Annotated in this window: 22 protein-coding genes and 1 tRNA gene; 14 read left to right on the forward strand and 9 right to left on the reverse strand. The window is 67.3% G+C overall.

Annotated features, from left to right (window positions below; genetic code table 11):
- Positions 1-3 precede the first annotated feature (3 nt).
- A complete protein-coding gene (locus AC2FAN_RS01375) occupies positions 4-1,245 on the reverse strand; it encodes an N-acetylmuramoyl-L-alanine amidase (RefSeq protein ID WP_485172445.1) in 1,242 nt (413 codons plus the stop codon).
- Between the two features lie 675 nt (positions 1,246-1,920).
- On the opposite strand from AC2FAN_RS01375, the gene AC2FAN_RS01380 reads away from it, so the two are divergent.
- Together AC2FAN_RS01380 and AC2FAN_RS01385 are read left to right on the forward strand one after the other, a co-directional pair.
- Positions 1,921-4,758, forward strand: coding sequence for an Rne/Rng family ribonuclease (locus AC2FAN_RS01380; protein WP_485172446.1), 2,838 nt, complete (start codon positions 1,921-1,923; stop codon positions 4,756-4,758).
- 149 nt (positions 4,759-4,907) lie between these two features.
- Entirely contained in the window at positions 4,908-5,261 is a 354-nt protein-coding gene (locus AC2FAN_RS01385; RefSeq protein ID WP_265053217.1) for a hypothetical protein, read from the forward strand.
- Between the two features lie 4 nt (positions 5,262-5,265).
- On the opposite strand, the gene AC2FAN_RS01390 is transcribed toward AC2FAN_RS01385, so the two are convergent.
- Both AC2FAN_RS01390 and AC2FAN_RS01395 read right to left on the reverse strand, forming a co-directional pair.
- A complete protein-coding gene (locus tag AC2FAN_RS01390) occupies positions 5,266-7,587 on the reverse strand; it encodes a mechanosensitive ion channel family protein (protein ID WP_485172447.1) in 2,322 nt (773 codons plus the stop codon).
- An 81-nt stretch (positions 7,588-7,668) separates the two neighbouring features.
- Complete coding sequence (locus tag AC2FAN_RS01395) at positions 7,669-8,853, reverse strand: pyridoxal phosphate-dependent aminotransferase (protein WP_485172448.1); 1,185 nt, start codon at positions 8,851-8,853, stop codon at positions 7,669-7,671.
- A gap of 270 nt (positions 8,854-9,123) precedes the next feature.
- Between AC2FAN_RS01395 and AC2FAN_RS01400 the strand changes: the two genes are divergently transcribed.
- The 4 genes from AC2FAN_RS01400 (at position 9,124) to accC (ending at position 12,445) form a co-directional block, all read left to right on the forward strand.
- Positions 9,124-9,930: a DsbA family protein gene (locus AC2FAN_RS01400; protein ID WP_485172449.1), complete on the forward strand. Its 807-nt coding sequence runs from the start codon at positions 9,124-9,126 to the stop codon at positions 9,928-9,930.
- 129 nt (positions 9,931-10,059) lie between these two features.
- Positions 10,060-10,515: a type II 3-dehydroquinate dehydratase gene (gene aroQ / locus AC2FAN_RS01405; RefSeq protein ID WP_265053213.1), complete on the forward strand. Its 456-nt coding sequence runs from the start codon at positions 10,060-10,062 to the stop codon at positions 10,513-10,515.
- 71 nt (positions 10,516-10,586) lie between these two features.
- Positions 10,587-11,042 carry an acetyl-CoA carboxylase biotin carboxyl carrier protein gene (gene accB / locus AC2FAN_RS01410; protein WP_476806505.1) on the forward strand — a complete coding sequence of 152 codons (456 nt, stop codon included), beginning with the start codon at positions 10,587-10,589 and terminating at the stop codon, positions 11,040-11,042.
- Between the two features lie 41 nt (positions 11,043-11,083).
- Positions 11,084-12,445: an acetyl-CoA carboxylase biotin carboxylase subunit gene (accC, locus tag AC2FAN_RS01415; protein WP_476806506.1), complete on the forward strand. Its 1,362-nt coding sequence runs from the start codon at positions 11,084-11,086 to the stop codon at positions 12,443-12,445.
- Between the two features lie 225 nt (positions 12,446-12,670).
- Here accC and AC2FAN_RS01420 read toward each other — a convergent pair whose 3' ends face one another.
- Positions 12,671-13,783, reverse strand: a complete 1,113-nt coding sequence (locus AC2FAN_RS01420) for a M20 family metallopeptidase (protein WP_265053210.1) — start codon at positions 13,781-13,783, stop codon at positions 12,671-12,673.
- Between the two features lie 314 nt (positions 13,784-14,097).
- Between AC2FAN_RS01420 and AC2FAN_RS01425 the strand changes: the two genes are divergently transcribed.
- Positions 14,098-14,171 (forward strand) — tRNA-Gln (locus tag AC2FAN_RS01425).
- Positions 14,172-14,475: 304 nt separating this feature from the next.
- Here the strand turns inward: AC2FAN_RS01425 and AC2FAN_RS01430 are convergent.
- Positions 14,476-14,979 carry a YciE/YciF ferroxidase family protein gene (locus AC2FAN_RS01430; protein ID WP_485172450.1) on the reverse strand — a complete coding sequence of 168 codons (504 nt, stop codon included), beginning with the start codon at positions 14,977-14,979 and terminating at the stop codon, positions 14,476-14,478.
- A gap of 134 nt (positions 14,980-15,113) precedes the next feature.
- Between AC2FAN_RS01430 and AC2FAN_RS01435 the strand changes: the two genes are divergently transcribed.
- Positions 15,114-15,344, forward strand: a complete 231-nt coding sequence (locus AC2FAN_RS01435) for a hypothetical protein (protein ID WP_476806508.1) — start codon at positions 15,114-15,116, stop codon at positions 15,342-15,344.
- 49 nt (positions 15,345-15,393) lie between these two features.
- Here the strand turns inward: AC2FAN_RS01435 and AC2FAN_RS01440 are convergent, their stop codons facing one another.
- A complete protein-coding gene (locus AC2FAN_RS01440; RefSeq protein ID WP_485172451.1) occupies positions 15,394-16,080 on the reverse strand; it encodes a DUF2161 domain-containing phosphodiesterase in 687 nt (228 codons plus the stop codon).
- A 231-nt stretch (positions 16,081-16,311) separates the two neighbouring features.
- On the reverse strand, positions 16,312-17,814 hold the full coding sequence (glpK, locus tag AC2FAN_RS01445; protein WP_485172452.1) for a glycerol kinase GlpK: 1,503 nt from the start codon (positions 17,812-17,814) through the stop codon (positions 16,312-16,314).
- A 183-nt stretch (positions 17,815-17,997) separates the two neighbouring features.
- Here glpK and AC2FAN_RS01450 point away from each other — a divergent pair, with 183 nt between their 5' ends.
- Both AC2FAN_RS01450 and AC2FAN_RS01455 read left to right on the forward strand, forming a co-directional pair.
- On the forward strand, positions 17,998-19,146 hold the full coding sequence (locus AC2FAN_RS01450; RefSeq protein WP_442864956.1) for a Ppx/GppA phosphatase family protein: 1,149 nt from the start codon (positions 17,998-18,000) through the stop codon (positions 19,144-19,146).
- Positions 19,147-19,155: 9 nt separating this feature from the next.
- Positions 19,156-19,914: an RlmE family RNA methyltransferase gene (locus AC2FAN_RS01455; protein WP_485172453.1), complete on the forward strand. Its 759-nt coding sequence runs from the start codon at positions 19,156-19,158 to the stop codon at positions 19,912-19,914.
- A gap of 9 nt (positions 19,915-19,923) precedes the next feature.
- On the opposite strand, the gene AC2FAN_RS01460 is transcribed toward AC2FAN_RS01455, so the two are convergent.
- A complete protein-coding gene (locus tag AC2FAN_RS01460; RefSeq protein ID WP_485172454.1) occupies positions 19,924-20,544 on the reverse strand; it encodes a hypothetical protein in 621 nt (206 codons plus the stop codon).
- A 37-nt stretch (positions 20,545-20,581) separates the two neighbouring features.
- Positions 20,582-22,021, reverse strand: coding sequence for a DHA2 family efflux MFS transporter permease subunit (locus tag AC2FAN_RS01465; RefSeq protein WP_476806513.1), 1,440 nt, complete (start codon positions 22,019-22,021; stop codon positions 20,582-20,584).
- A 290-nt stretch (positions 22,022-22,311) separates the two neighbouring features.
- Between AC2FAN_RS01465 and AC2FAN_RS01470 the strand changes: the two genes are divergently transcribed.
- The 4 genes from AC2FAN_RS01470 (at position 22,312) to AC2FAN_RS01485 (ending at position 26,026) form a co-directional block, all read left to right on the forward strand.
- On the forward strand, positions 22,312-22,638 hold the full coding sequence (locus tag AC2FAN_RS01470) for a hypothetical protein (protein WP_485172455.1): 327 nt from the start codon (positions 22,312-22,314) through the stop codon (positions 22,636-22,638).
- A gap of 183 nt (positions 22,639-22,821) precedes the next feature.
- Entirely contained in the window at positions 22,822-24,315 is a 1,494-nt protein-coding gene (gene guaB / locus AC2FAN_RS01475; protein ID WP_476806515.1) for an IMP dehydrogenase, read from the forward strand.
- 67 nt (positions 24,316-24,382) lie between these two features.
- Positions 24,383-24,793, forward strand: a complete 411-nt coding sequence (locus tag AC2FAN_RS01480; protein ID WP_476806516.1) for an MAPEG family protein — start codon at positions 24,383-24,385, stop codon at positions 24,791-24,793.
- A gap of 177 nt (positions 24,794-24,970) precedes the next feature.
- Positions 24,971-26,026, forward strand: coding sequence for a DUF2865 domain-containing protein (locus AC2FAN_RS01485; protein ID WP_485172456.1), 1,056 nt, complete (start codon positions 24,971-24,973; stop codon positions 26,024-26,026).
- Positions 26,027-26,116: the final 90 nt, after the last annotated feature.

Below are 26,116 nucleotides of genomic sequence, written 5' to 3' on the forward strand. Positions count from 1 at the left end.
GCGCTAGTTCCGGTTCTCCGCCGCCCGCCCGACGGAGGCGCGTTCGCGTGCGAAATAATTGTCGATCGCACCGGAAACCGCCGTCACGGCCTTGCCCCGCCATTCCGGCGAGTTCAGCAGTTCGGCGTCCTTGGGGCTCGACATGTAGCCGAGCTCGATCAGCACCGACGGCACATCCGGCGCGCTCAGCACCCAGAATCGCGCGGAACGCAGCGGAATCTTGTGCATCTTGATCGAGCCGCCGAGCTTGTCGACGAGATTGCGGGCGAAGACGCCGGAAAAGGTCCGCGTCTCCCTGCGGGCGAGGTCCATCAGGATGCCGGCGACGTCCTGGACCTCCTCGCTCGTTTCCAGGCCGGCGGCAGAGTCGGCCTCATTTTCCTTTGCGGCGAGCCTGGCCGCGTCGGCATCGGTCGCCCGTTCGGAGCGCGTATAGACCGTGGCGCCGCGCACATCCTGCGCCTGCACCAGCGAATCGGCATGGATCGAGATGAAGAGATCCGCCTGCTCGGCACGCCCGACCTGCACCCGCTCGGAGAGCGCGACGAAGCGGTCGTCGTCGCGCGTCATCACGATGCGGTAGCGGCCGCTGGCCTCGAGCTGTTCCTTGAGCGCCTTGCCGAAGGCGAGCACGACCGATTTCTCGGCGATGGAGGCGACCAGCGTACCCGGATCGATGCCGCCATGGCCGGGATCAATGACGATGGTGCGGCGCGACTCGCCGGCAGGCTTGGAAGGCACGGCCGGCATGACGGGAAGCGCCGCGGCTTCCTGGGGCTTCTTTGCCTTGCCCGCTTCGGCCAGGAATTCGGCCCGCGCCGCTTTCCTGAGCTCGATCGTCAGCTCGCCGAAGCCGCCACGCACGGTCTTTATCTCTGTCCTGGCGATCGTCGCGGGCTGGGCCAGGTCGATGATGATTCGCGCCTTGTCGGCCGTGAACAAGCCGTAGCGATAGCCGCTGACGAAACCGGCCGCCTTCCTGGCACTGGGCTGAATCTGGAAATTGGTCGAGGGCATCTCGACGATGACGCGATCGGGAGAGGCCTGCACCCAGGCATCGACCTCCACGATGGACGAGAGCGTCATGGTCAAGCGCACGCTCTCGCCGCTCTGCTCGATGCGGGCGTCGGTCGCGACCGGATATTCGCTCTGCGGCTTGCCCTCGGCCCATGCACGCGATGTGACGATCGCGAAACCGCAGGCAGCCGCAACGATGGCGGCCCGCCATGCGAAACCGCGCGGCAAGCTATCGCGGCGACCCCGAGCGGCGTGGCTGATGCGCGAAAACAGCTGTAAAATCCCGTCTATCGTCACCAAGGCTTAACCATAACGGGGGTGAAATCTTAAGAGGCGGTTACCATCTCCTCCACAGGGCGTGAACCGCCTCGGAGCGGTGGTCGGCGAAATGCAGCCGTCATGTGACTTGCAAATCACCATCACCTGTCTGTAATGGAATTGGCTGCCTGTCAGCCTGCCCATGGGACACACCCGGATCGAGATATCCGTCGGCGTCCGGAGCAGGTCGTGCTGCCTTCTCCTCCGGGAGCGGCAGCGGCGGGACGGCCGCAACGGATCGTCCGCAGACGGTTGGTATGGGGATTGCGAGTTTTCTGCGCCCCGCCCTGTCTCGCGAGCGTGCAAACGCGATGGGCCCGGCCGTGAGGCGGGTGCATTGCAGGTCAGGACAGATGACGGGGCATACGACGCCGCTAGCACCAACGGTGAACCGTCCGAACCTGCGGGACCGCGCCGGGCTTTCAGCCCGAGTGGCCGTCCCGAGCCGCATTTCTGTCCAGACCGCTCTCCTCCTCCTGCAACATGCCGGCACATGCCGGCCTCAACGCGGCGCCCCTGCCCGCGGCAGCGGACTCCCATCCGTAGCCGCGAGGCTTCCGGCAGCCGCGCCAATGGAAGTTTCATATGGCCAACAAGATGCTTATCGATGCCACCCACCCGGAAGAGACCCGGGTCGTGGTGGTCCGCGGATCGCGCGTCGAGGAATTTGATTTCGAATCCGCCAGCCGAAAGCCACTCCGGGGCAATATCTATCTCGCCAAGGTGACGCGCGTGGAGCCCTCGCTCCAGGCGGCCTTCGTCGAGTATGGCGGCAACCGCCACGGGTTCCTGGCCTTTTCCGAGATCCATCCCGACTATTACCAGATCCCGGTCGCCGACCGGCAGGCGCTCATCGACGACGAGGCGCGCGCCGAGCGTGACGAGGAACGCGACGAGGAGCGCCGCGAAAAGCGCGGCCGCCGCGACCGCGGTCGCCGTGGCGACCGCGACAACCGCGCCAAGAAGGCCGTGGCCGACGAGACCGTCTCGGCCGAGGTCGAGACCAATGGCGAGGATGCCGGGGAGCGCGTCGAGACCGACGGCAAGGAAGCCGCCATGGTCAATGAGGGCGCGCCCGCCTTCGGTGAGTTCTTTGCTCCGGACGTCGCGGAATCGACGAGCGAGGACGTCGCCGAGAACGCGGCCCCGCTGACCTTCGAGACCACGGAAGCCGGCACGCCGGACGAGTCGTCGACGGAGGCCGTCTCCGAGGAGCAGACCGAGACACAGGCCCGCAAGCCATCCGAGGATGGCGACGACGAAGATCATGGCGAGGATGCCGAGGAGCAGCCCGAGCAGCTCGGCGGCGGCGACGCCCTCGACGACATGCCGGAGCGTCCGCACCGCCAGTCGCGCCGCCAGTACAAGATCCAGGAGGTGATCAAGCGCCGCCAGATCATCCTGGTCCAGGTCGTCAAGGAAGAGCGCGGCAACAAGGGCGCGGCGCTGACCACCTATCTCTCGCTCGCCGGCCGCTATTCGGTGCTGATGCCGAACACCGGCAAGGGCGGCGGCATCTCGCGCAAGATCACCAATGCCGAGGACCGCAAGCGCCTCAAGGAGATCGCCCAGGAGCTCGAGGTTCCGGATGGGATGGGCCTGATCCTGCGCACGGCCGGTGCCTCGCGCACCAAGGTCGAGATCCGGCGCGATTACGAATACCTGATGCGGATGTGGGAGAGCGTGCGCGAGCTGACGCTGGCCTCCGTCGCTCCGGCGCTGGTCTATGAGGAGGGCAACCTCGTCAAGCGCTCGATCCGCGATCTCTACAACAAGGACATCGACGAGGTTCACGTCGCCGGCGACGAGGCCTATCGCGAGGCCAAGGACTTCATGCGCATGCTCATGCCGAGCCATGCCAAGAGCGTGAAGCCCTATCGCGACCAGACCCCGCTCTTCGCCGCCTTCGGCGTCGAGAGCCAGCTCGACGCGATGTTCTCCAACACGGTGACGCTGAAGTCCGGCGGCTACATCGTCATCAATCAGACGGAGGCCCTGGTCGCGATCGACATCAACTCCGGGCGCTCGACCCGCGAGCACAATATCGAGGACACCGCCCTCAAGACCAATCTCGAAGCTGCGGAGGAAATCTCCCGCCAGCTCCGCCTGCGCGACCTTGCCGGCCTGATCGTGATCGATTTCATCGACATGGAGGAGAACCGGAACAACCGCGCGGTCGAGAAGAAGCTGAAGGAGTGCCTCAAGGACGATCGCGCCCGCATCCAGGTCGGCCGCATCTCCGCCTTCGGCCTGCTCGAGATGTCGCGCCAGCGCATCCGCACCGGCGTGCTGGAGAGCTCCTCGGTCCCCTGCCCGCACTGCGCCGGCGCCGGCATGATCCGCTCGACGCCGTCCGTCGCGCTGCAGATCCTGCGCGCGCTGGAGGAGACGCTGATCAAGAGCGCCTCGCACAACCTGACCGTCCGCACCCGGCCGGAAGTCGCGCTCTATGTCCTCAACCAGAAGCGCGCCCATCTCGCCGATCTCGAGGCACGCTTCGCCATCGCGATCACGATCGCGACCGACAGCAACCTGATCGGCACGCGCTACTTCGAGGTCGAGCGCGGCGAGTTCGTCGGCAATGAAGCCCGCGTCGTTCCGACGAGCTTCAAGGCCGAGGCAATCGCCTCCGACGTCGATGACGAGGCGCTCGATGCGGCGGCCGAGGCAGCCGCGCTCGACGCCGAGACCGGCGGCAACGAGACGACGGCCGCCGAAGCCCAGGAAGAACGCGGCGAAGGCGAGCGCAGTGAAGGCGAGCGCGGCGAAAGCGATCGTGACGGCAACCGCCGGCGCCGGCGCCGGCGTCGTCGGCGGCGCGGCGGCGAGCGTGACGGCCAGGGCCAGCAGCTCGACGGAAGCCAGTCGGACGACGATGCCGAAGGTGACGAGGGCGAGGACGGCGAGGACGCTGCCGAGTCCAACGACAATCAGGTGGTCGCCGAGACCGTGATCGAGGCCGTTGCCATCGACGCGACGGAGCCGGCCGCGGAAGAGGCTGCCCCCGTCGAGACCGCCAAGCCGAAGCGTAGCCGCGCCCGCAAGCCGAAGGCGGAAGCCGCCAAGGAAACCGAGGCCAAGGAAGCCGAGGTGAAGGAAGCCGAGGTGAAGGCCGAGGCGGTCGTCGCCGAAGCCGCCCCGGCGGAGGGCGAGAAGCCCAAGCGCAGCCGTTCGCGCAAGAAGGTGGTGCCGATCACCGAAGGTGGGGAAGCTGCTGCCGAGGCCGCTCCCGCCGAGGCAAAGCCCGCTGCGGCGGCTCAGCCTGCCGAGGAACCGGCGGCACTGGCCGAGCCTACGGCAGCGCCGGAACCCGCGCCTGCCCCGGCACCGGTCGAGGAGCCCGTCGCGGTCGTGCTGACCCCGGCCGATCCGAGCCGGCCCAAGCGCGGCGGCTGGTGGAACAAGCTTGCCGGCCGCTCCTGAGCGCCAGGCGCCAAAACCATAGAGATGAAGCCCGCTGCGATCCGCAGCGGGCTTTTTCATTCGCGCTATCGGCTGGCGGCCCCATTGGCAGTTTTTGGAAGGCGGGCCATGATGACCTCCGCCTTCGTCGCCTCTCGGGAAAGGAAGCCATGCCGCCGCCTCGCAACAGGGAGCGCGACGTTCTGATTGCCGTGTGCGCCGTTGCGCTGCTCGTTTCGGCCTATCTCGCCTGGCGCGCTGTCGGCTGGTTCGGCGTCGGGCTTCTCGGACTTCTGGTGCTGTTCATCGCGGTCCGGATCGATCTCGAAGGCAATCGGCCGATCGGCCCGCCGATGACGGCCGATCTCCACGCGAGCCAGTACCGCAGCGAGGCGGCCCATGGCCATGCCGAGCGTGCGGGCCGCACGGCCGAGCGCGGCGGCATCGCCAGCGCCGCCCGCCTTGCCAGCCTGTTCGGCGGCGGCCTGGCGGTCGCCGGTTTCGGCCTGTTCTTCCTGCTGTAGTCGCTCAGCTCGCGGCCGGCGCGAGAGGGGTCGGTGGCGGCACCGCCGCGATCGCTGCTGCCGCGCCGCTCTGCGACCCGCCCTCGCCGCCGCGCACGGTGACGGCGTTGGACGCGAAGGGGATGTGGGCCTCGTTCAGTGCGCGATAGACGCGCTTCAGTGCCTCGCGCTGCAGCATCGAGGCCTGATTGGGCTTTCCGGTGAACTTGAGCCGGATCACGATCGCCTGGTCGGTGATATCCGCGACGCCCTGCATCTTGAGGGGGGCGATGAAGTGCGGCCCGTACTCCGCATCCTCCAGCAAGGCGAGCCCGACCTTCTTGATGGCCTTGCGCGCCTGCTCGATATCGGCCGAATGGTCGAGGCGCACATTGAACTTCACCGTCGCCCAGTCGCGGCTGGCGTTGGTCAGCGACTGGACCTGGCCGAAGGGCACGGTGTGGATCTGGCCGCTCTGGTGACGCAGTTGCATGGAGCGCAGCGAGATCTTCTCGACCGTGCCCTTGAGCCGGCCGGTATCGACATATTCGCCGACGCGGAAAGCGTCCTCGAGCATGAAGAACACGCCCGAGACGATGTCGCGCACAAGGGCCTGCGAACCGAACGAGATCGCGAGGCCGAGAATGCCGAAACCGGCGAGCAGCGGGCCGATATCGACGCCGAGCCGCGACAGCACCACGAGAATCGTCAGGCCCAGCACTGCGCCGAGCACGACGCCGCGCAGCACCGGCAGCACCGTCGCCAGCCGGCTCGGCACGCCCTCCTCATGCGCCACATCCTCGTCACCAGGGCCGACCACCCGGTGCTGCGGCTTGTAGGCCTCGAAGAAGGCATGCAGGAAAACCAGAGCGACCCAGCCGACGAAGGCGAACACGGCGACACCGGCGATCTGCCGCATGACGGCGGCGAACTGTCCCGAGCTCACGCCGAGGAGGAGCCCGGCCCAGAGCCGCGCCAGAATGAAGAAACCGACGGCCCACAACAATCCGACCGCTGCGGCCCGCAGCGCCGCGCCGCCGGCGCGCCTCATCGGGGTGGCGCCATGTTCCGCCTCCTGCCGCATCGCATGGCAGCGAAGCAGGCTGGCAATTCCCACGGCGAGGATCGGAATGATGACAATGGCCACCTGCGTCAGGGCCGAAGCCTCGGCCCAGCGCCCGCCATTCGACATCATCGCGGCGGCACTGCTGACCATCCACAGCACAGCCGTCGTGGCGATATAGAACCAGGCCGTTCCGGCCGCGATGAAGCGCCGGATCGGGCCGGGTTCGGACGATCCGGACAGGACCAGCACCGCGAGATCGTGCCGCCCGTCGTAGAACCACCAGATCTTGAACAGCGTGATGGCAAGCCCGGTCAGCGCGATCAGCCCCGTCACCGGCCGCGGACCGGAGCTGACATGGTGTGCAAGCAGGATTCCAGTCACGATCATCGGCGTCAGGGTCGCGTAGACGACCAGCCGCCGGAAATGCCGCTCGGCACGCGGCAACGGCATGATACGCCGCTCCGGCACGCCCGGCGAACCCAGGAACCGACCGACGGCGATATAGAGCGCGCCGATCGCCGCGCCGTTGGCGCCGGTCGAGAGGGCGATATTCGCAAGATCGCTTTCCGGCAGCCAGGCATTGCGGGCGATCCGCGCCACGGCCAGCGCCAGCAGGATCGTCGCGACATCCTGGAGCAACCCCCAGGATGAGGCGATGAGTCGGGGTGTGAATTCGGGCCCCGCGGGCCGCAGCTTGCGGGCGAACCATCGTGCGGTCGCCATCCTGAATGCGAGGGCGATGGCGAGCGCAAGGCAGATGATCCCGAAAACCCGCCATCCGGGCGTCGGGCCGCTGCGGCCGTTCAGGTTGCGTTGCCAGGCCTGGCCCCAATCCCCCGGCAGCTGGGTGACGGTCGGGATCGAGGTCGCGCTGTATTCGACGCCGTCGACGAAACGGTCGACCAGCACATTGACCTCGGCCTGGAAGCTCTCCTCCTCGTCCGCCATCGAGGGCGCGGGCGCGGCGGCCTTTGGCTTTGCCTTCGCCTTTGCGGCGGGCTCCTGCGGAGCGGCAGCGGGCTCGACCGTGGAGGCTACCCCGCCAACTCGGATTTCGACCTGCCGGCCCGGAGCCGACAGCGCATCGACCATCTTGCGGATCGTCTCGGGAGTCTCGTCGCCGCGCAGGTTGAGCACGACGGGCGCCTGCGTCTCGGCCTGCGCCGTGCTGGAGATGCCGAGAAAAGCACTGGCCAGAAGGGTCGTGGCGAAGACGACAGCGCCGATGAGACGGGCTGAAGCCCGCTTCGGAGAAGCCCCGCCAGCTGCTGCGACGTCCATGGCCTACCTCCGGCTCGTCCTCGACGATGCAGAATGCGGAGCTTCCGCGGATTCTGGCAAGTGGCGTGCCGGGCTGTAGCCTCAGCGCTTCTTGAGCCAGCCGCCGATGCGGGAGACGGCATCCTCGCATTCGGCGAGCGAGCCCGCGAAGGAGAGACGCACCGTGCGCGCACCCCGCGCCTCGTCGAAGTCGAGCCCCGGCGTGATCGCGACCCCGGCCTCCTCCAGAACGCTTCGGCAGAAGCTCATGGAATCATTCGAATATCGCCCGATGTCGAGATAGATGTAGAAGGCACCGTCGACCGGCAGGAAGTCCCCCAGCCCGATCTCCGGCAAGGCCTTCAGCAGGAAGGCGCGATTCTCGGCGTAGCCGGCCTTGATCGCCTCGCATTCCTGCGTCGCGTCGAAGGCCGCCTCGCCCGCCACCTGGCTGAGATAGGGCACCGAGATCGAGAAATTCTGCTGCAGGCGCTCGATGGTGCGCACCAGCCGCTCCGGCACCACCAGCCAGCCGACGCGCCAGCCGGTCATGCAGTAGTATTTGGAGAAGGAGTTGACGATGATCGCGTCCGGATCGGCCGCGAGCGCGGTCGTCGCGGGCGTCTCATAGGTCAGGCCGTGGTAGATCTCGTCGGAGATGTACCAGAGCCCGAGCTTGCGGCAGCAGGCGGCGACGTCGGCGATCGCCTCGGGCGCCATCACGACCCCGGTCGGGTTGGCCGGGCTCATCGTCAGCACGCCGGCGAGCGGCTTCTCGCGATGAGCGCGCTCGATCAACTCCGGCGTCAAAGCGAAGCGCGTCTCGGGACCGACTTCGATCGCGACCGGATCGAGGCCGAGCGCGATCAGGATGTTGCGATAGGCCGGATAGCCCGGCGCGGTGATCGCGACTCGCGCGCCGGGCTGGAAGCAGGCGAGGAAGGCGAGGATGAAGCCGCCCGACGAGCCGGTCGTGACCACGACGCGCTCGGCCGGCACTTCGACGCCATAAGCTTCGCGATAGTGACGTGCGATCCGGGCCCGCAGCGAATCCGTCCCGAGCGCCTGCGTGTAGCCGATGCGGCCATGCTCCAGGGCGCGGGCGGTCGCGGCACGGATGGAGGCCGGGGTCGGCGCCGAGGGCTGGCCCACTTCCATATGCACCACCGAGCCGCCGCGCCGCTCGATCGCGGCCGCCTGGTTCATCACATCCATGACGATGAAGGGCGCGACGCGTTCGGCCCGCGCCGCCAGAGCGGGAATGATCGGGGTCTTGAGGTCGATCATGGCAGGCTTTCGCTGAAGAGCGGCGGGGTCGGCGGCGTGTTTGGCCGCGAAACGCGCGGCTTTCAAGCCCGATCGCATCACGGAGTGCCACACCGGCCGTTAGACCGCAGCAAGAACGCGACCAGCGCGTCCAAAAGCCACATGGCTGCCGCAAGCTGCTGTCAGAGCTGTGATTTGACCTTGAAGGGGCGAAGGCACACAAGCTCGCGCTCAGAAATGCTTTGTTCCGCCGCCGGTCTCCCGACCCGGCGGCTTTGAAAGGAAGATGAGATGGCTTTCCGCACCCTCACCAGCCTGGCGCGTGCCTGCCTGCGGCCAGCCGGCCTCGTGCTCGGCCTGTGGCTCGCGGCCTCCGCCGCGCCGGCCATGGCGCAGGGCCAGCCTCTCTCGCCCGAGCAGCGCAAGGCGGTGACCGATCTGATCCGCGAGACGATCCTGAAGAATCCCGAGATCATCCAGGACGCGCTGGTCGAGCTGGAGCGCCGCAACACGGTGGCCCAGGCCGAGGCGCAGCGCGGCGCCGTCGCGGCCGAGAAGGCCCGGATCACCGATCCCGCGACCTCCGTGATCATCGGCAACCCCGAGGGCGACATCACCCTCGTTGAGTTCATGGATTACAATTGCGGCTTCTGCAAAAGGGCGATGGAGGACGTGACCGCGCTCACCAAGGCCGATCCCAAGCTGCGCGTGGTGCTGAAGGACTTCCCGATCCTCGGACCCGATTCGGTCGAGGCCAGCCGCGTCGCCGTCGCCGCGAAGAACCAGCTCCAGGGCCAGAAGTACTTCGATTTCCACAACAAGCTGATGGCCGTGAAGGGCAAGGTCAACGCGGCCAAGGCGATCGAGATCGCCAAGGAAGCCGGTGCCGATGTCGCCTTGCTGAAGAAGGACATGGAAGCGCCTGCGACCAAGGCCGCGATCGAGGACACCGTCGCGCTCGGAGACCGTCTCGGCCTGACCGGCACGCCCGCCTTCATCGTCGGCGAGGAGATCGTGTTCGGTGCCGTCGGCCAGGCCGCGCTGAAGCAGAAGATCGACTCCGTGCGCCGCTGCGGCAAGACCGACTGCGCCGGCTGATCGCCCCAGGCTGCCGCGAGACGAAACACGCCGGGCCGGCAGGCGCCGTTCAGGCTTCCCCTGCCGCCCCGCAACGTTTATGAGGGCGGCACCTGCCGCCCGCGCGCGGCGCCGGAATCAACGCCTTCCATGGTCGCCGTCCACGTCCTGAACGGACCCAACCTCAACCTTCTCGGAACCCGCGAACCGGGAACCTATGGCGCGGTCACGCTGGCCGGCGTCGAGGAAAGGCTGCGGCGCCGGGCCGAGGCCGCGGGCGTCGACCTCACCTTCCGCCAGACCAATTTCGAGGGCGAACTCGTCACCTTCATCCAGGAGGCCGGGCAGGCCGGCGCCGGCGTCGTCATCAATGCCGGGGCGTATACCCATACGTCCGTGGCGCTGCGCGATGCGATCAAGGGCGTCGATGCGCTGACGATCGAGGTCCATATCTCGAATGTGCATGCGCGCGAGGAATTCCGGCACCATTCCTACATGGCGCCGGTCTGTGTCGGCGTGATCTGCGGCTTTGGCGTCGCGAGCTACGAGCTGGCCTTCGACGCCATCGTGCCGCTGCTGGAAAAGCGGGCGGCGAAGGCCGCCTGAGACCGAATGAACGGGGCGGCGGCGCTGCGGCCGGCCCATCCGAGAATCCGAAGAAGACGGTGATATCCGCCATGGCGACCAAGAGCCCGATCGATCCCGAACTTGTCCGCGAGCTGGCCGAGCTCCTGAACCAGACCGATCTCACCGAGATCGAGGTCGAGAAGGGCGATCTGCGCGTACGCGTCGCCCGCAGCATCACCGCGACCGTGCAGGTCCCGACCGCAGCGCCGCTGCCGGTGGCCGCCATCGCCCCGGCCATCGCAGCGGCAGCTCCGACGCCGGCCGCCGCCCATCCCGGCGCCGTCACCTCGCCGATGGTCGGCACCGCCTATCGCCGCCCCTCGCCCGAGGCCAAGCCCTTCGTCGAGATCGGCAGCGTGGTGAAGCAGGGCGAGCGCATCCTGCTGGTCGAGGCGATGAAGACCTTCAACGACATCGTCGCCCCGCGCGCCGGCAAGGTGACCGCGATCTTCGTCGAAGACGGCCAGCCCGTCGAATACGGCGAGCCGCTGCTGGTGATCGAGTGAGCGGGGCGCAAGGCGCTGCTGGGGCCGGGCTGGGTTTCAAGATGTTCGACAAGATCCTGATCGCCAACCGTGGAGAGATCGCGCTGCGCGTGCTGCGCGCTGCCAAGGAGCTCGGCATCGCCACCGTCGCGGTCCATTCCACGGCCGACGCCAACGCCATGCATGTTCGCCTCGCCGACGAGAGCGTCTGCATCGGCCCGCCGCCGGCCCGCGAGAGCTATCTCAACATCCCCGCCCTGATCGCCGCCTGCGAGATCACCGGCGCCGATGCGGTCCATCCCGGCTACGGCTTCCTCTCCGAGAACGCCCGCTTCGCCGAGATCCTGGAGCGGCACAACATCACCTTCATCGGCCCCAAGGCCGAGCATATCCGCAGCATGGGCGACAAGATCGAGGCCAAGCGCACCGCAAAGCGCCTCGGCATCCCCTGCGTGCCCGGCTCCGAGGGCGGCGTCAGCGACGACGACGAAGCGCTGCGCATCGCCGCCGAGATCGGCTTCCCCGTGATCATCAAGGCGGCATCGGGCGGCGGCGGCAAGGGCATGAAGGTCGTGCGCAGCGTCGAGGAGATGTCGGTCGCGCTATCGACGGCGCGCACCGAGGCCAAGGCCAATTTCGGCGACGACGCCGTCTATATCGAGAAATATCTCGAGAAGCCCCGCCATATCGAGATCCAGGTTCTCGGCGATGGCCGCGGCCATGCCATCCATCTCGGCGAGCGCGACTGCTCTCTGCAGCGCCGCCACCAGAAGGTCTGGGAAGAAGGCCCCTCGCCCGCGCTCAACGCCGGCGAGCGCGACCGGATCGGCGAGGTCTGCGCCCAGGCGATGGCCAAGCTCGGCTATCTCGGCGCCGGCACGATCGAGTTCCTCTACGAGGACGGCGAGTTCTATTTCATCGAGATGAACACCCGCATCCAGGTCGAGCATCCGGTCACCGAGATGATCACCGGGATCGACCTCGTCAACGAGCAGATCCGGATCGCGGCCGGCGCGCCGCTCTCGCTGAAGCAGTCCGACATCGTCATCGAGGGCCATGCCATCGAGTGCCGGGTCAATGCCGAGCATCCCGCGACCTTCCGCCCCTCGCCCGGCAAGATCGCCTCGTTCCACACGCCGGGCGGCCTCGGCGTGCGCGTCGATTCCGCGGCCTATCAGGGCTACACGATCCCGCCGCATTACGACTCGCTCGTCGGCAAGCTGATCGTCCATGGCCGCAACCGCGACGAATGCCTGATGCGCCTGCGCCGCTCGCTCGACGAGTTCGTCGTCGACGGCGTCGACACGACGCTGCCGCTGTTCCGCACGCTCGTCCGCAACCCGGACATCCTGAACGGCGATTACAACATCCACTGGCTCGAGAAATTCCTAGCCGCCGGCGGCATGGCCGAACCGGAAGCCTGAGCGCCGGTCCAGCTCGGAAACGACAAAGCCCCCCGCATCGCGAGGGGCTTTTTTGTTCTGCACCTTCGAAATGAAATGCGCCGATCATCCCGGGCGAGGCGAAGCGCAAACCCGGGATCCACACCGGAGCGCTTCCGACCAAGGTTCGGGCATGGATCCCGGGTCTCGCTGCGGTCGCCCGGGATGACCCGTGTTTCTCTCGATATCGCTGCGCGCAGCGACGCCTCAGACCGTCTCCAGCAAACCCTTGATCAGCGCCTGACGCGGCGCGATCGAGGAGATCAGCGCGTATTCCTGCAGCGTATGCGCGCCGTCGCCGTCGATGCCGAGCCCATCGAGGGTCGGCACGCCGAGCGCGGCCGTGAAGTTGCCGTCCGAGCCGCCGCCCGTCATCGGGCAGTCCTGCAAATCGAATCCGACCCTGGCGGCAACCTGGCGCGCCGTCTCGAACAGCTCCGCCACCGGCGCCGACTTCTCATAGGGCGGGCGATTCATGCCGCCGGTGATCTTGAGCTGAACGTCGGGATCATGCGGCTTCAGGCTGAGGATGCGGTTCTCCATCGTCACGCCATCGGCCAGCGTGGTGACGCGGCAATCGACGCTGAACCAGGCGTGCTGCGGGATCACGTTCGCCGCCGTCCCGCCGCCGACGAGCGCGACGCTGGTGGTGATGCCGCGGCCATAGTCGGTCATGGCCTCGACGGCGAGGATTTGGTGCGCCGCCTCGCGGATCGCGCTGCGGCCGTCGGCATGGCGCGAGCCGGCATGGGCGGGCCGCCCTTCCAGCCTGACATCGAAGCGGCCGACGCCCTTTCGGGCGGTGACGATCCTGCCGCCCTGCCGCGCCGGCTCGGTGACGAGGACCGCCGCCGATCCGCGGCCGAGCTCCTCGATCAGGCCGCGGCTGGTCGGCGAGCCGATCTCCTCATCCGGCGTGAACAGGAAGACCATCGGCCGCCTGGCGCTGCCGGCGACGGCGACCTGCTTGAAGGCCTGCAGCGCCAGCCAGGCGCCGCCCTTCATGTCGTAGACGCCGGGGCCATAGAGCCTGTCGCCCTCGATCCGCACCGGCAGGTCCTTGGCGCTGGTGCCGACGGGATGCACCGTATCGAGATGCGACATCAGAGCGACGGTCGGCTGGCCATTGTCGAGCCCGGCGCGCAGCACGACCATATCGCCGAGGCCGTCACGGCCGGGAATGCGCTCGACCGATATCGGAAGCCCGTCGACCTCCTTCTGCACGAGGTCCATCATGCCGTTCAGCCCGGCGGCATGGCTGGTGGGGCTTTCAAGCGCAACCCAGACGGAGAGCGCGGCGGCGGCATCGTTCTGATTCATGGGCGCGATGTTCTCCGAAGAGGCCCTCGCCGCGCAAGGCGGTTTCCATGCACTGGGCACAGGCCGGCAAAGCGTGCGGCCGGATGCCTGGCTTCCCGACAGGGTGGCCCGCCATAGCCGCCTCTGCCGCCGCCACGATCGAAACAGCGCGACGCCACTCCTGCCGAGCCGTGCTCAGTCCCGACGCGCGGAGTGATCGTCATCATGCTGTGAAGGGTTTCGCGCTTGTCGCGAATTCACCTCTTGCCAAGCCGGATCGCATTGATTAGACCCCGGCTCACCAACGCGGCGCACCACTGCAGCGCCCTCGTCGTTGGGGGATCGTCTAACGGTAGGACCCCAGACTCTGACTCTGGTTGTCTAGGTTCGAATCCTAGTCCCCCAGCCACTCATCCAGTGGCGACGCACAGCCCGATAAATCTTGATACTTACACTGTGAGCTTCTGCCGTGGCGACGCGGGCCGCGATTGTGCGGGCAAATTCGCACGCGCCGCGTTAAGGCCGGCTTGCGGCCACCACTCTGTAAATTTCGGAAGGGAGCCTACGGCTTGCTTCGAGGCGGAGTGGCGAGCGCCGCGTGCCGCGCTATCTGATCCGGATGCCCGCTATGAGATAAACACCCGCACGGCGCAGGGTCCTGGGATCGCGGAAATGGTGATCGCTCCGGCTCTGTTTCCGGAGCGATCGATTCCTCAGGCGGCCTTGGCGACGGCGGCGGTATTTGCAGGCATGCCGAGTTGCGTCAGGGTCTTGTCGGTCTTGGTTTCCTCGGCAAGCGTGGCGTCGAGGAGCGTGACGGCGTCGTTGTGGCCGAGTTGCTTGGCCCAGGCTTTCAGGGTGCCGTATCGCGCCATCTCGTAATGCTCCACCGCCTGGGCGGAGGCGACGAGGCCGGCGTCGAGAGCCGGGCTGTCGGCGTAATCCTCCATGACCGCCTTGCCTTCCTCGAGAATCCCGAGAATGGCGTCGCAGGTCTTGGCACGGGGCGCCTTGCCGATGATCTCGAAGACCTGGCCGAGCCGCTCGACCTGCCCTTCCGTTTCCTCGCGGTGGGTCTCGAATGCCTTCTTCAGTTCGGGTGCCGTCGCGGCCTTGGCCATCTTGGGCAGCGCCTTCAGGATCTGTTTTTCGGCGTAGTAGACGTCCTTGAGCATGTCGAGAAACATCTCGTCCAGCGGCTTCGGTGTCGTGGCCATGGCGCATCTCCGGAATGAGGGGGTCGTGGAAGCCAAACCCGTCGTTTGCCGATCCGTTCCTGCCCGAAGCCTAAATGTTTCCGGAACTTCGTATCCGGCGCCTGAGTTGCTCCCGATGCAGTCAGGAGGCTGATATGGCCAAGCAACCGGAAGCTCTCGCAACCTTCGCCGCAGCCGCGCGCAAGGACGGCAAGAAGCCCGACGATATCGGGCTCGAAGCAACCGCCGAAACGAAGCCGCTACCGGACGACCCGGCGAAGAAGGCCGACGCGGCGACGAAGGTGCTTCGCGAGGGCGTGCTGAAAACGGATCAGGGCGCGGACGAGGCGATCGACTCGCTAACCGATCGCACAAGAGATCTCTGAGACTGACAATTGCGCCAGCCCACGCCTTTCGCGCGCTGATCGTCAGTACCTAAGCGGATACCACGCTTTCCTCCTGCCGCGGCGAAGGCTGGGGCAGCCACGTTGCCAATGCGCTGCGGCCCGTCTCGGTTAGCGCGTAGACGCCGCGACCGGAGCGTTCGAACCAGCCATAGACATTGCGGCGCAGGATTTTCTGGGCATCGGGAAAGGATGGCTTGAGGTCGCGCGGCCGCTGCGGCCCCGATGACATCGCCGCGGCGCAGGCGAGCGCCTGCTGGCGATAGGCCGTCATGATCGGCTTGCGCGTACCCCCGCCAGCGACGGGGTCGCCCTGACGCCGCTTGTGCTCCTCCACCAATCTCGAACGCCGGCGCGAATCCTTTCGCGGTATCGGCGCGGTCGGAGATACGAGGATGTCGACGCGGCCGGATTTGGAAACGCCCAGCATTCCAAAGCCGAGCCGCCGGCAGAGATTGCGATATCGCGGATCGCTTTCGCGGCCCCTGCCCTTGGCGGAGAGTTCGGCGGCCAGCCAGATCTCGTCGCCGAGGCTCAGCCGGTCGACGCCCTGCAGAACGAGTTCGAGATTGAACGTCAGCTTCAGCTCGCCGATAACCACCACGGACGGGTCATCGTCCCGAAGCCCGACGAGATCGCAGGGCCCTATTTCTCCCTTGACGGTATAACCCAAGCCTTCGAGGAAGCGCTTGACGGGTCCATAAAGAGACGTTTCCACATCGCACCTCGCCGACAGTCTTCCGGAACATGCGCCGATAGTCGTTTCGGAGAGGCAAACGCCGGCGAGAAGACGACGGATATGGCTGCCGGACCATCCCTCGTAAACGCTCCGGCATGGATCCCGGGGCAGGCCCGGGATGACGGCGTGGTTCCGTGCCGGATCAGCTCGCTCCAGCCCACAGTGTCGGCGATGATCTCCGAGCCTCGATGATCTGCGCTGGCGTTTCGGTTACCTTGCGCTCAGCGTCCGCCTTACGCTGTCATGCCAGCCCCGGACCTTGTGCTCGCGCTGGCTCGCAGCCATGGCCGGCGAGAAGCGCCGTTCCAGCCGCCACTGATCGGCGAAGCGCTCCGGCTCCGGCAGCAACCCCGCATCGAGACCGGCGAGATAGGCCGCGCCGAGCGCCGTCGTCTCGAGCACCGTCGGCCGGTCGACCGGCAGGTCGAGGATGTCGGCGAGGCGCTGCATCGTCCAGTCGGAGGCGACCATGCCGCCATCGACCCTGAGCACCGAGCGCCCGCCCTGCCCGGCCTCCGGCCAATCGGCGTGCATCGCCTCGATCAGGTCGAGCGTCTGGTAGCAGACGCTTTCCAGCGTCGCGCGGGCGAACTCGCGCGGCCCGGAATTGCGGGTCAGGCCGAACATCGCGCCGCGGGCATGCGCATCCCAATGCGGTGCGCCCAAGCCGACGAAGGCCGGCACGAGATAGACGTCCTGCTCGGGATCGGCCGCCTCGGCGAGCGGGCCGGTCTCGCTCGCCTTCTCGATGATGCCGAGCCCGTCGCGCAGCCACTGCACGGCCGCGCCGGCGATGAAGATCGAGCCTTCGAGCGCATAGGTGCGCTTGCCGCCGAGCTGATAGGCCACGGTGCTGAGCAGGCGGTGTTTCGAGCGAACCGGCTTGTCGCCGGTGTTGAGCAGCGCGAAGCAGCCGGTGCCGTAGGTCGATTTCACCATTCCCGGCGTGAAGCAGGCCTGCCCGATCGTCGCCGCCTGCTGGTCCCCCGCAATGCCGCGCACCGGGATCGGCGAACCGAAGAGCTCCGGCACCGTGTCGCCGAAATGGGCGGCGCAATCGCGCACCTCCGGCAGGATGGCGGCGGGGATTCCGAAGAGAGCGAGGAGTTCGGCATCCCAGGCGCCGCGGCCGATGTCGAACAGCATGGTGCGCGCGGCGTTGGTCGCGTCCGTGGCGTGGACGGCGCCGCCAGTCAAACGCCAGAGCAGGAAGGAATCGACCGTGCCGAAAGCGAGTTCGCCGGCCTCCGCACGGCGTCTGGCTCCGGGAACATTGTCGAGCAGCCAGGCGATCTTGGTGGCGGAGAAATAGGGGTCGATGCGCAAGCCGGTGCGCGCAGCTACCAACTCCTCATGGCCGGCGGCGACGAGATTCGCGCAGGTCTGCGCCGTGCGCCGGTCCTGCCAGACGATGGCGCGGTGGATCGCCCGGCCCGTCCGCCGGTCCCAGATCAGCGTCGTCTCGCGCTGGTTGGTGATTCCGATGGCGGCGACTTCGCTCGCGCCCAGCCCGCCTTTGGACATCGCTTCGCGGGCCGTCGCCAGCACGCTGTCCCAGATATCCTCCGGCTCGTGCTCGACCCAGCCCGAAGCGGGGAAATATTGCGGAAACTCCTGCTGGGCGGTGGCAACGACCGAAAGGGACGCGTTGAACAGGATCGCGCGCGACGAGGTCGTGCCCTGATCAATGGCGAGGATGTGTCTGGCGGCCATGGCGATTCCCTGCCCTCATCTGGATTGGCCGGCATGCCGGCCGGCGGACACTGCCGATCAGCCCCCGCTCGCGCAAGGCCGGCAGGGTGCCGCGGCAAGGTTCCGCTTGGCATGGGGCTTGCGCTGTAGTTAGCTCAACATCGAAGCAACGGGCTGCGCTGCGTCGCGGCCCCTGCCGGACCGATGCGCCCGGCAGGTCAAGGGATTGAAAAGGTGGCGGTCGAGGACCGGCAGCAACGGGACGTCACGCATGTGACGCCGCCGCGTAGACCTAACGCCGATCCGCAACGGGCCGGCGCCGCTTCGGTTAGCGCGGCCTTCAAGACCTATGATCCGGCTTCGATCGATCCGCGGACCATCGCGACCTACGCGGCGCTCGATCTCGGCACGAACAACTGCCGGCTCCTGATCGCGCGCCCGGCGCAGCACGGCTTCCGCGTCGTCGATGCCTTCTCCCGCATCGTTCGCCTCGGCGAAGGCCTGGCCGCCAGCAGCAAGCTGGCCGATGCCGCCATGGACCGAGCGGTCGAGGCGCTGAAGATCTGCCGCGGCAAGATGGCGAATCGCGGGGTCACCCGCGCCCGGCTCGTCACCACCGAAGCGTGCCGCGCCGCGACCAACGGGCTCGACTTCATCCGCCGCGTCGCGGCGGAGGCCGAGCTCTCGCTCGAGATCATCGACCAGCGGACCGAGGCCTCTCTCGCCGTCTCCGGCTGCGCGGCATTGACGGACCCTGCGGCGGAAAGCGTCATCGTCTTCGACATCGGCGGCGGCTCGACCGAGATCGTCTGGCTCGGCGGGCGCAGCGAGGCGCGCGACCCGGCCGCCCGCATCCGCGAATGGGCCTCGCTGCCGATCGGCGTGGTCACCGTCGCGGAACGCTATGGCGGCATCCAGGTGAGCCGCGAACTCTTCGAGCGAATGGTGCAGGATAGCGCGCAGGCGCTTGAGCCCTTTGCGAAAAAGGCCGCAGCGGCGCGCAGCGCCAAGGGCTTCCATCTGCTCGGCACCTCAGGGACCGTGACGACCGTCGCCGGCATCCATCTCGACCTGCCGCGCTACGACCGCCGCGAGGTGGACGGGCTGTGGATGCAGCAGCGCGACATCCTCGCCGTCATCGACCGGTTGATCGAGATGGACTATGCCGCCCGGGCGGCCAATGCCTGCATCGGCCGCGAGCGCGCGGATCTGGTGCTGGCCGGCTGCGCGATCTTCGAGGCGATCCGCCGTGCCTTTCCGAGCGAGCGCGTGCGCATCGCCGATCGCGGGCTGCGCGAGGGCATGCTGCTGCGCATGATGCACGAGGACCGCGCCTGGTGGCGGCGGAAATAGGTTGAGACCATGAGTACCGGAAAATCGGGCGGCAAGACCGGCGGCGGAAAATCTGCCGGCGCGCGCGACATGCGCGTCAAGGTGAAGAAGGCCGGCAAGCTCAAGCATTCCTCGCAGCTCTGGCTCGAGCGCCAGCTCAACGACCCCTATGTGAAGCGCGCCAGGGAAATGGGCTATCGCTCCCGCGCCGCGTTCAAGCTCGAGGAGATGGACGACCGCTACAAGTTTCTGAAGCCCGGGCAGCGCCTGCTCGATCTCGGCTGCGCTCCGGGCGGCTGGTGCCAGATCGCGGCCAAGCGCATCGGGCTGGAGAACGGCAAGGGGCGCATCGTCGGCATCGACCTGCTGCCGGTCGACCCGATCCCCGGCGTCGACCTGATCGAGATGGACTTCATGGCCGAGGAGGCCCCGGCCCTGCTGACCGAGCGTCTCGGCGGACCGGCCGATGGCGTGATGTCCGACATGGCCGCCAACACCACCGGCCACAAGAAGACCGACCATCTCAAGATCATCGCGCTGGCCGAGGCGGCAGTCGAATTCGCGCACAGCGTGCTGGCGCCCGGCGGCTTCTTCCTCGCCAAGCTCTTCCAGGGCGGCGAGAGCGCCGAGCTGCTGGCCCAGCTCAAGCGCGACTTCACCACGGTGCGCAACGTCAAGCCGGCCGCGAGCCGCTCCGACTCCTCGGAGCTCTACGTGTTGGCGACCGGCTACCGCCGTGACGCACGCGGAGCCGCAAGCACCGACGCGGAGCCCTCCGCAGAGACCTGATCGCGCCGATCACTCCGGGAAGATGTCGCGCGGCAAGTGGCGGGGATCGTAGCCGCCGGGCGCTGTCCGCTCTATCGAGCGCCAGATCCAGACGCCGAAGCCGACGAGCCCGGCGAGCGGCCCGGCCACTTCGAGAAAACCGGCCCTGTCGCTGAGCCAGATGCCGAGGACAAGGAGCCCGGCGCCGCCGAAGACGATCGCCGAGACGATGGCGACGCCGAGCATGAAACGGTAGCGCCCTTCCGGAATGCCGCGCCGGAACACGACATGGCCATGGCGGCCATCGATCAGGCGCCGATGCAGATCCTCGACGAAGGCGACGAACACCGCGTCGCGCGGGGGATCGTCCGTGCCCCAGGGGCCACTCGAGAGAACGACAAGCGGCAGGCCGGCAGCGAATGTCAGCTCCGCCATCGCCTCCCAGGGCGCCCGCGGACCGCCATTGACTGCCTGCAGGCGCACGCTGCGCAGATCGGCGAAGGGCCTGAGACCCGAGCGGCCATCGAGTTCGTAAGCGATGCCCTCGTCGCTGAGAGTCAGTTCGGTTTCGACATGCTTGAGCCGAACTCCGCCCGTGCCGACGCAGAGCTTGTAACGCGCCTCGGATGCCGGATCGGGCACAGCCTGCATGAGCTTGACCCTGCGGCAAGCCGCGCGGCCGGGCAAGCTATTCGAGCGGCTTCTGATCGGCGATCGCCTCGGCGGTGACCTTGCGGGCGCTGACCGGGACATGGCCCGAGACCTCGGCGCCGGCATCTGGCGCGAGTTGCACCATCCACAGCACCGAAGAGGCCGAGACGAGCCCCACCAGCGCAAAGGCCGGCCAGAAATCCCCGGCACCCAGGGCCTGGCCGCCGTGGAAGGCGTTGACGCTCTCCAGCGCGAAGGCGCCGATCGTCACACCCATGCTGAGCGAGAGCTGCTGGGCCACGCTCGACAGGCTGGTCGCGCTCGACATGTCCCGGTTGGAGACATCGGCATAGCTCAGCGCGTTGATGCCGGTGAACTGCAGCGAGCGGAAGCAGCCGCCGATCAGCAGCACGGACAGCATGATCGCGTGCGGCGTCGTCGGCGTGAACAGGCCGGATGCCGCGAGGAAGGCCGCGCCGATCACCGCATTGAACGTCAGCACGCGGCGGAAGCCGTAGCGCGCCAGAATCGTCTTCGCCAACGTCTTCATGATCAGCGCGCCCGCCGCCGAGACGAAGGTAATCAGGCCCGATTGCAGCGCATCGAGCCCGAATCCGAGCTGCAGCATCAGCGGCAGCAGGAAGGGAATCGCGCCGATGCCGGTGCGGAAGATCGAGCCGCCGATCACGCCGATCCGGAACGTCGGAATCCGGAACAGCGACAGGTTGAGCACGGGGTAAGGCACGCGCCGGGCATGGAACCAGTAGGCCAGCAGCGCTGCCGCGCCGGCCAATACGCAGCCATAGGACACGAATTGCGGCACCAGATGCCGCCCGCCCGTGGCGAGGCCGAGCATCAGGCTGGCGAAGCCGAAGGACGACAGGATGAAGCCCTTGACGTCGAGCGGCGCGACATCCTCCTCCCGGATATCCTCGAAGAACAGGGTCGACAGCACGATGCCGATAAGGCCGATCGGGATGTTGATGAAGAAGATCCAGCGCCAGTCGAAATAGGTGGTGATGAAGCCGCCGAGCGGCGGCCCGACTACCGGGCCGACGAGCGCGGGAACCGTCAGATAGGCGAGCGCGCCGACGATCTCGGATTTGCTGACGCTGCGCAGGATCACGAGGCGCCCGACCGGGACCATCATCGCGCCGCCCATGCCCTGGACGAAGCGCGCGCCGACGAAGGCGCCGAGCGAATTCGACATCGCGCAGAGGATCGAGCCGAGCATGAAGACGCAGAGCGCCGAGCGGAAGATCGTGCGCGCGCCGAAGCGGTCGGCCATCCAGCCGGAGATCGGGATGAAGACGGCGAGGCTGACGAGATATGAGGTCAGCGCGAGCTTGAGCGCGATCGGGTCCTCGCCCAGCGACTTCGCGATCACCGGCAGCGAGGTCGCGATCACGGTGGAGTCCGTGTTCTCCATGAACAACGCGCAGGCGACGATGAGGGGGAGCAGTTTGGCGCGTTGCAAGGCTGTGACCTTTCGCGCTCGCGGTGAAGCGAGCGCGCGTGGAAATCATAAGCTCGGCTATTAATGCGATGGTTACGGTCTGACGAGAGGCGGAGTCGCATTTTCCGGCGGTTTCGCCGGCTCGTCACGCGCTTCCGTCATGCGCTGAGCTTATGGCCCGTCGGATGGCACAAATCTGCCATGCGTTTGCCTCACTCCTAGACGCACTCGGGAAGCCCCATTTTCCGGACATCCGGCCTTGTCCGGATCGTCGCGAGGGGCGCGCGGCGTAACTTTCCGGAGAAGCTGACATGACCCCTGTTTCAAGTGTTTCCACCCTTTCGCGCCGGGTGCCCATGAGCGTCCGGATGGCAGCTCTCGCCCTACTCGCCGGCCTTACCTACGGCGCAGCCATGACGGGTCCGGCGTCCGCAGCCTCGAACGATTGGCGCGCGGGCTGCGACTACAAGGCGGCCCCTCAGGGCTATGGCGACAGCATCCGTTACAACAACTGCATGCATCAGTCCGACTGCCAGCGCATGGCCAATGCCGCAGGCACCACGATGTACTCGGCGGGTTGTTTCGGCGTTGCCCCGGACGCGCCGGCTGCCCCGATCACGCAGCGCCCTTCCCGCTGAACCGGGGCAAAGACACCGAAACGGCGCCGCCATGAGCCGGCGTCGTTTCTGCACTGCAAAAGAATCCCGCCCCGCGCACTAGCCGAGGCAACGCGCGCATGCTAACGGGCCTCGTCAACTCGGCATTGGGCCTTTCGCCCTGCCCCTTTGAAAAGCCGGTTTCGCCCGGCGTCGGAGTTGACGATGACGCTTTCCCTCGACGGTCTGATTCGCGACGGTTTCACCTTCGACGACGTGCTGCTTGAGCCCGGCCCGTCCGAGGTCATGCCGGCCGATGTCGACATCCGCACCAAGCTCACCAAGTCGATCTCGCTCAACCTGCCAATCATCGCCTCGGCGATGGATACGGTGACGGAAGCCCGCATGGCGATCGCCATGGCGCAGGCCGGCGGCCTCGGCGTGATCCATCGCAATCTCGAAGCCGATCAGCAGGCGGCGCAGGTGCGCCTCGTCAAGAAGTTCGAGTCGGGCATGATCGCCAACCCGATCACCATCCACCCGGACGAGACGCTGGCCGACGCGCTGGCGCTGATGAAGAACAACGGCATCTCCGGCATTCCGGTGGTGGAGCGCGGGCCGCAGGGCCATAAGGGCAAGCTCGTCGGCATCGTCACCAACCGCGATGTGCGCTTCGCCGCCAACCCGGCCCAGCCCGTCTCCGAGCTGATGACCAAGGAGCGCCTGATCACGGTGCGCGAGGGCGTGAATCCCGAAGAAGCCCGCCGCCTGCTCCACCAGTTCCGCATCGAGAAGCTGCTCGTCGTCGACGATCACTATCGCTGCATCGGCCTGATCACCGTCAAGGACATGGAGAAGCAGGTCGCCCATCCGAACGCGGCCAAGGACTCGCAGGGGCGCCTCCTTGTCGCCGCCGCGACCACGACCGGCGATCTGGGCTTCGAGCGCTCGGAGATGCTGATCGATGCCGGCGTCGACCTCATCGTCGTCGACACGGCGCATGGCCATTCGTCGAAGGTTCTCGACGCGGTCAGCCGGGTGAAGAAGCTTTCGAATTCGGTGCAGGTCATCGCCGGTAACGTCGCCACCGCCGGCGGGGCGCAGGCCCTGATCGATGCCGGCGCGGATGCGGTCAAGGTCGGCATCGGCCCGGGTTCGATCTGCACCACCCGCATCGTCGCGGGTGTCGGCGTGCCGCAGCTGACCGCGATCATGGATGCCGCCTCGGCCGCCAGCAAGGCGGGCGTTCCGGTCATAGCAGATGGCGGCATCAAGTATTCGGGCGACCTCGCCAAGGCGCTCGCCGCCGGCGCCTCCTGCGCCATGGTCGGCTCGCTGCTGGCGGGCACGGACGAGACGCCGGGCGAAACCTTCCTGTACCAGGGCCGCTCCTACAAGGCCTATCGCGGCATGGGCTCGGTCGGTGCGATGGCGCGCGGCTCGGCCGATCGCTACTTCCAGCAGGACATCAAGGACGCGCTGAAGCTCGTGCCCGAGGGCATCGAGGGCCAGGTTGCCTATAAGGGCCCGGTCTCGAACGTGCTGCACCAGCTCGCCGGCGGCCTGCGCGCCGCCATGGGCTATGTCGGCGGCGGCACCCTCGAGGATTACCGCAACAAGGCCCGCTTCATCCGCATCACCAGCGCCGGCCTGCGCGAGAGCCATGTCCATGACGTGACGATCGTGCGCGAGAGCCCGAACTACCCGACCCGGTCTTGAGCCTTTCGCGCCTTTGTGCAGTCTGGCCCCGACAAGCGGGCCGGACGGCCGGGGCGGAGCACGACACATGACACTGAAGCTGGTCTATCCGGCGCTGGCCATGATCCTCTGGATCTTCGTGGTCGGCCTCATCCTCGCCATGCGCCGGAAGGATGCCTTCACCTCGGGCGCCGTGCGCCCGGGTGACGTCGACGTTTCGACCGAGCGCTATCCCGTCCCGGCCCGCCTCGCCTCCGCGAACTTCTCGAACCAGTTCGAAACGCCCGTCGTCTTCTTCGCGCTGATCATGCTGGCGATGGAGGTCAATGCGACGAGCTATGTCATGGCCGCGCTGGCCTGGCTCTTCGTCGCGACCCGCGTCGTCCACACGCTCATCCATATCGGCCCCAACAAGCTTCCGCTGCGCGGAGCGATCTACGGCGTCGGCGTCATCGCCCTGTTCGGGATGTGGATCGGCGTCCTGCTCGCCATACTCTGATCGCGAGCGCGACCACCAGCAGACCCCAGCCCGGCGTTAATCATCCTGCGGGTTTCCCCCCGCCAGCGGGGCGGAAGCGTTGAAGCTTAACGAAAAGTAAACTACATCCAAAAGGCGGCGGACGGTGGAACAAGCGTAGGTTGGAGTGACGCGATGTTGCGAGTCCGTGAGGTCCCCGTGCGGGCTTTGCCCCGTGACGGCGAGGCTGTCCCTGTCGGCTCGGCCAAGAGGGCAAGGTCCGCTCGGTCGCGAGCCGGCCGCTGGGCCGCGGTAACCGTGCTCGGCATCGCGATCGGCTCCGGCGGCATGGTGCTGACGGCCTCGCTGGTCCAGGCCGACGACGACGCCGGCATCCGCTCCTTCTTTCTGGAAGAAGCCGCGCGCAAGGCGGCACGCGCCCCGGCGCAGAGCGCTTCCTACGCATCGGCCCGCCCGACTGCCTATGCTCCCGCCGGCAATGGCTGGCGCCTCCCCCTGCTGCAGATGCAGCCGAACGGACGCATCGCTCACCCGCCGATCCAGATCAACCCATTCCGGCAGGCTCCGAAGAAGGTCGCGAACCGGCAGCATAAGCCTGCCGATGCCGGAGCCGCCCTGGTTTCCGTCAACAACGCGCAGACCTTCTGCGTGCGGCTCTGCGACGGCTTCCATGCCCCGCTCGGCCTTCTGCGTTCGGCGAGCGACATCGGCGCCCACGACGCCCTGTGCAAGGCGATGAACCCCGGCATTCCGGTCAAGGTGTTTCGGGCCGCCGCCGGCTCGACCAGCATCGACAATGCGGTCGCCGCGGATGGGCAGCGCTATGCGGCGCTGCCCATGGCCTACAGCCATGAGAAGGCGGCCGATCGCGCCTGCCGCCCCGCCATCGTGCAGGCCGGGGAGCGCCGCATCTCGCTGCTGCGGGACATCACCTTGCGGCCGGGCGACAGCGTCGTCCTCGACGGCAAGGTGTCGACTTTCGCCGGCGGATCGAGCTGGCCCTATAGCCGGCGCGACTTCCGCGACTTCCGTACAGCTTCCGAGCTGACCAAGGGCCAGCGCCAGCAGATCGACGAACGGGTCGGCATTTCGCGCATGGAGGCCGATGCCAGCAGCCTTCGTCGGCAGATGCGGGTTCGCGAGGCCAGGCTTCAGGACGACGACGTTGTCAGCGATGCCGTGCTGCGCGGGTCTCTCGATCCGACTTCGCATGCGCCAGTGCGCCTGATCCCCATCACGACTGCGTCACGCTGACGCTGAGAGAGGGCTTGGACTAAAGGCGTACGACCTGGTTCATCGAGAAATCTTCTCGCCTTTCCAAGGTCATGGCGGTGTTATTATAAT

It is taken from the genome of Allobosea sp. RIT-PG3_2, assembly GCF_057321085.1.

Bases quoted from the DNA above. Each gene is read 5' to 3' on its own strand.
- AC2FAN_RS01380 (WP_485172446.1), top strand. From the start codon at position 1,921: ATGGCCAACAAGATGCTTATCGATGCCACCCACCCGGAAGAGACCCGG.
- AC2FAN_RS01385 (WP_265053217.1), top strand. From the start codon at position 4,908: ATGCCGCCGCCTCGCAACAGGGAGCGCGACGTTCTGATTGCCGTGTGC.
- AC2FAN_RS01390 (WP_485172447.1), bottom strand. From the start codon at position 7,587: ATGGACGTCGCAGCAGCTGGCGGGGCTTCTCCGAAGCGGGCTTCAGCC.
- AC2FAN_RS01395 (WP_485172448.1), bottom strand. From the start codon at position 8,853: ATGATCGACCTCAAGACCCCGATCATTCCCGCTCTGGCGGCGCGGGCC.
- AC2FAN_RS01400 (WP_485172449.1), top strand. From the start codon at position 9,124: ATGGCTTTCCGCACCCTCACCAGCCTGGCGCGTGCCTGCCTGCGGCCA.
- aroQ (WP_265053213.1), top strand. From the start codon at position 10,060: ATGGTCGCCGTCCACGTCCTGAACGGACCCAACCTCAACCTTCTCGGA.
- accB (WP_476806505.1), top strand. From the start codon at position 10,587: ATGGCGACCAAGAGCCCGATCGATCCCGAACTTGTCCGCGAGCTGGCC.
- accC (WP_476806506.1), top strand. From the start codon at position 11,084: ATGTTCGACAAGATCCTGATCGCCAACCGTGGAGAGATCGCGCTGCGC.
- AC2FAN_RS01420 (WP_265053210.1), bottom strand. From the start codon at position 13,783: ATGAATCAGAACGATGCCGCCGCCGCGCTCTCCGTCTGGGTTGCGCTT.
- AC2FAN_RS01430 (WP_485172450.1), bottom strand. From the start codon at position 14,979: ATGGCCACGACACCGAAGCCGCTGGACGAGATGTTTCTCGACATGCTC.
- AC2FAN_RS01435 (WP_476806508.1), top strand. From the start codon at position 15,114: ATGGCCAAGCAACCGGAAGCTCTCGCAACCTTCGCCGCAGCCGCGCGC.
- glpK (WP_485172452.1), bottom strand. From the start codon at position 17,814: ATGGCCGCCAGACACATCCTCGCCATTGATCAGGGCACGACCTCGTCG.
- AC2FAN_RS01450 (WP_442864956.1), top strand. From the start codon at position 17,998: ATGCGCCCGGCAGGTCAAGGGATTGAAAAGGTGGCGGTCGAGGACCGG.
- AC2FAN_RS01455 (WP_485172453.1), top strand. From the start codon at position 19,156: ATGAGTACCGGAAAATCGGGCGGCAAGACCGGCGGCGGAAAATCTGCC.
- AC2FAN_RS01460 (WP_485172454.1), bottom strand. From the start codon at position 20,544: ATGCAGGCTGTGCCCGATCCGGCATCCGAGGCGCGTTACAAGCTCTGC.
- AC2FAN_RS01470 (WP_485172455.1), top strand. From the start codon at position 22,312: ATGACCCCTGTTTCAAGTGTTTCCACCCTTTCGCGCCGGGTGCCCATG.
- guaB (WP_476806515.1), top strand. From the start codon at position 22,822: ATGACGCTTTCCCTCGACGGTCTGATTCGCGACGGTTTCACCTTCGAC.
- AC2FAN_RS01480 (WP_476806516.1), top strand. From the start codon at position 24,383: ATGACACTGAAGCTGGTCTATCCGGCGCTGGCCATGATCCTCTGGATC.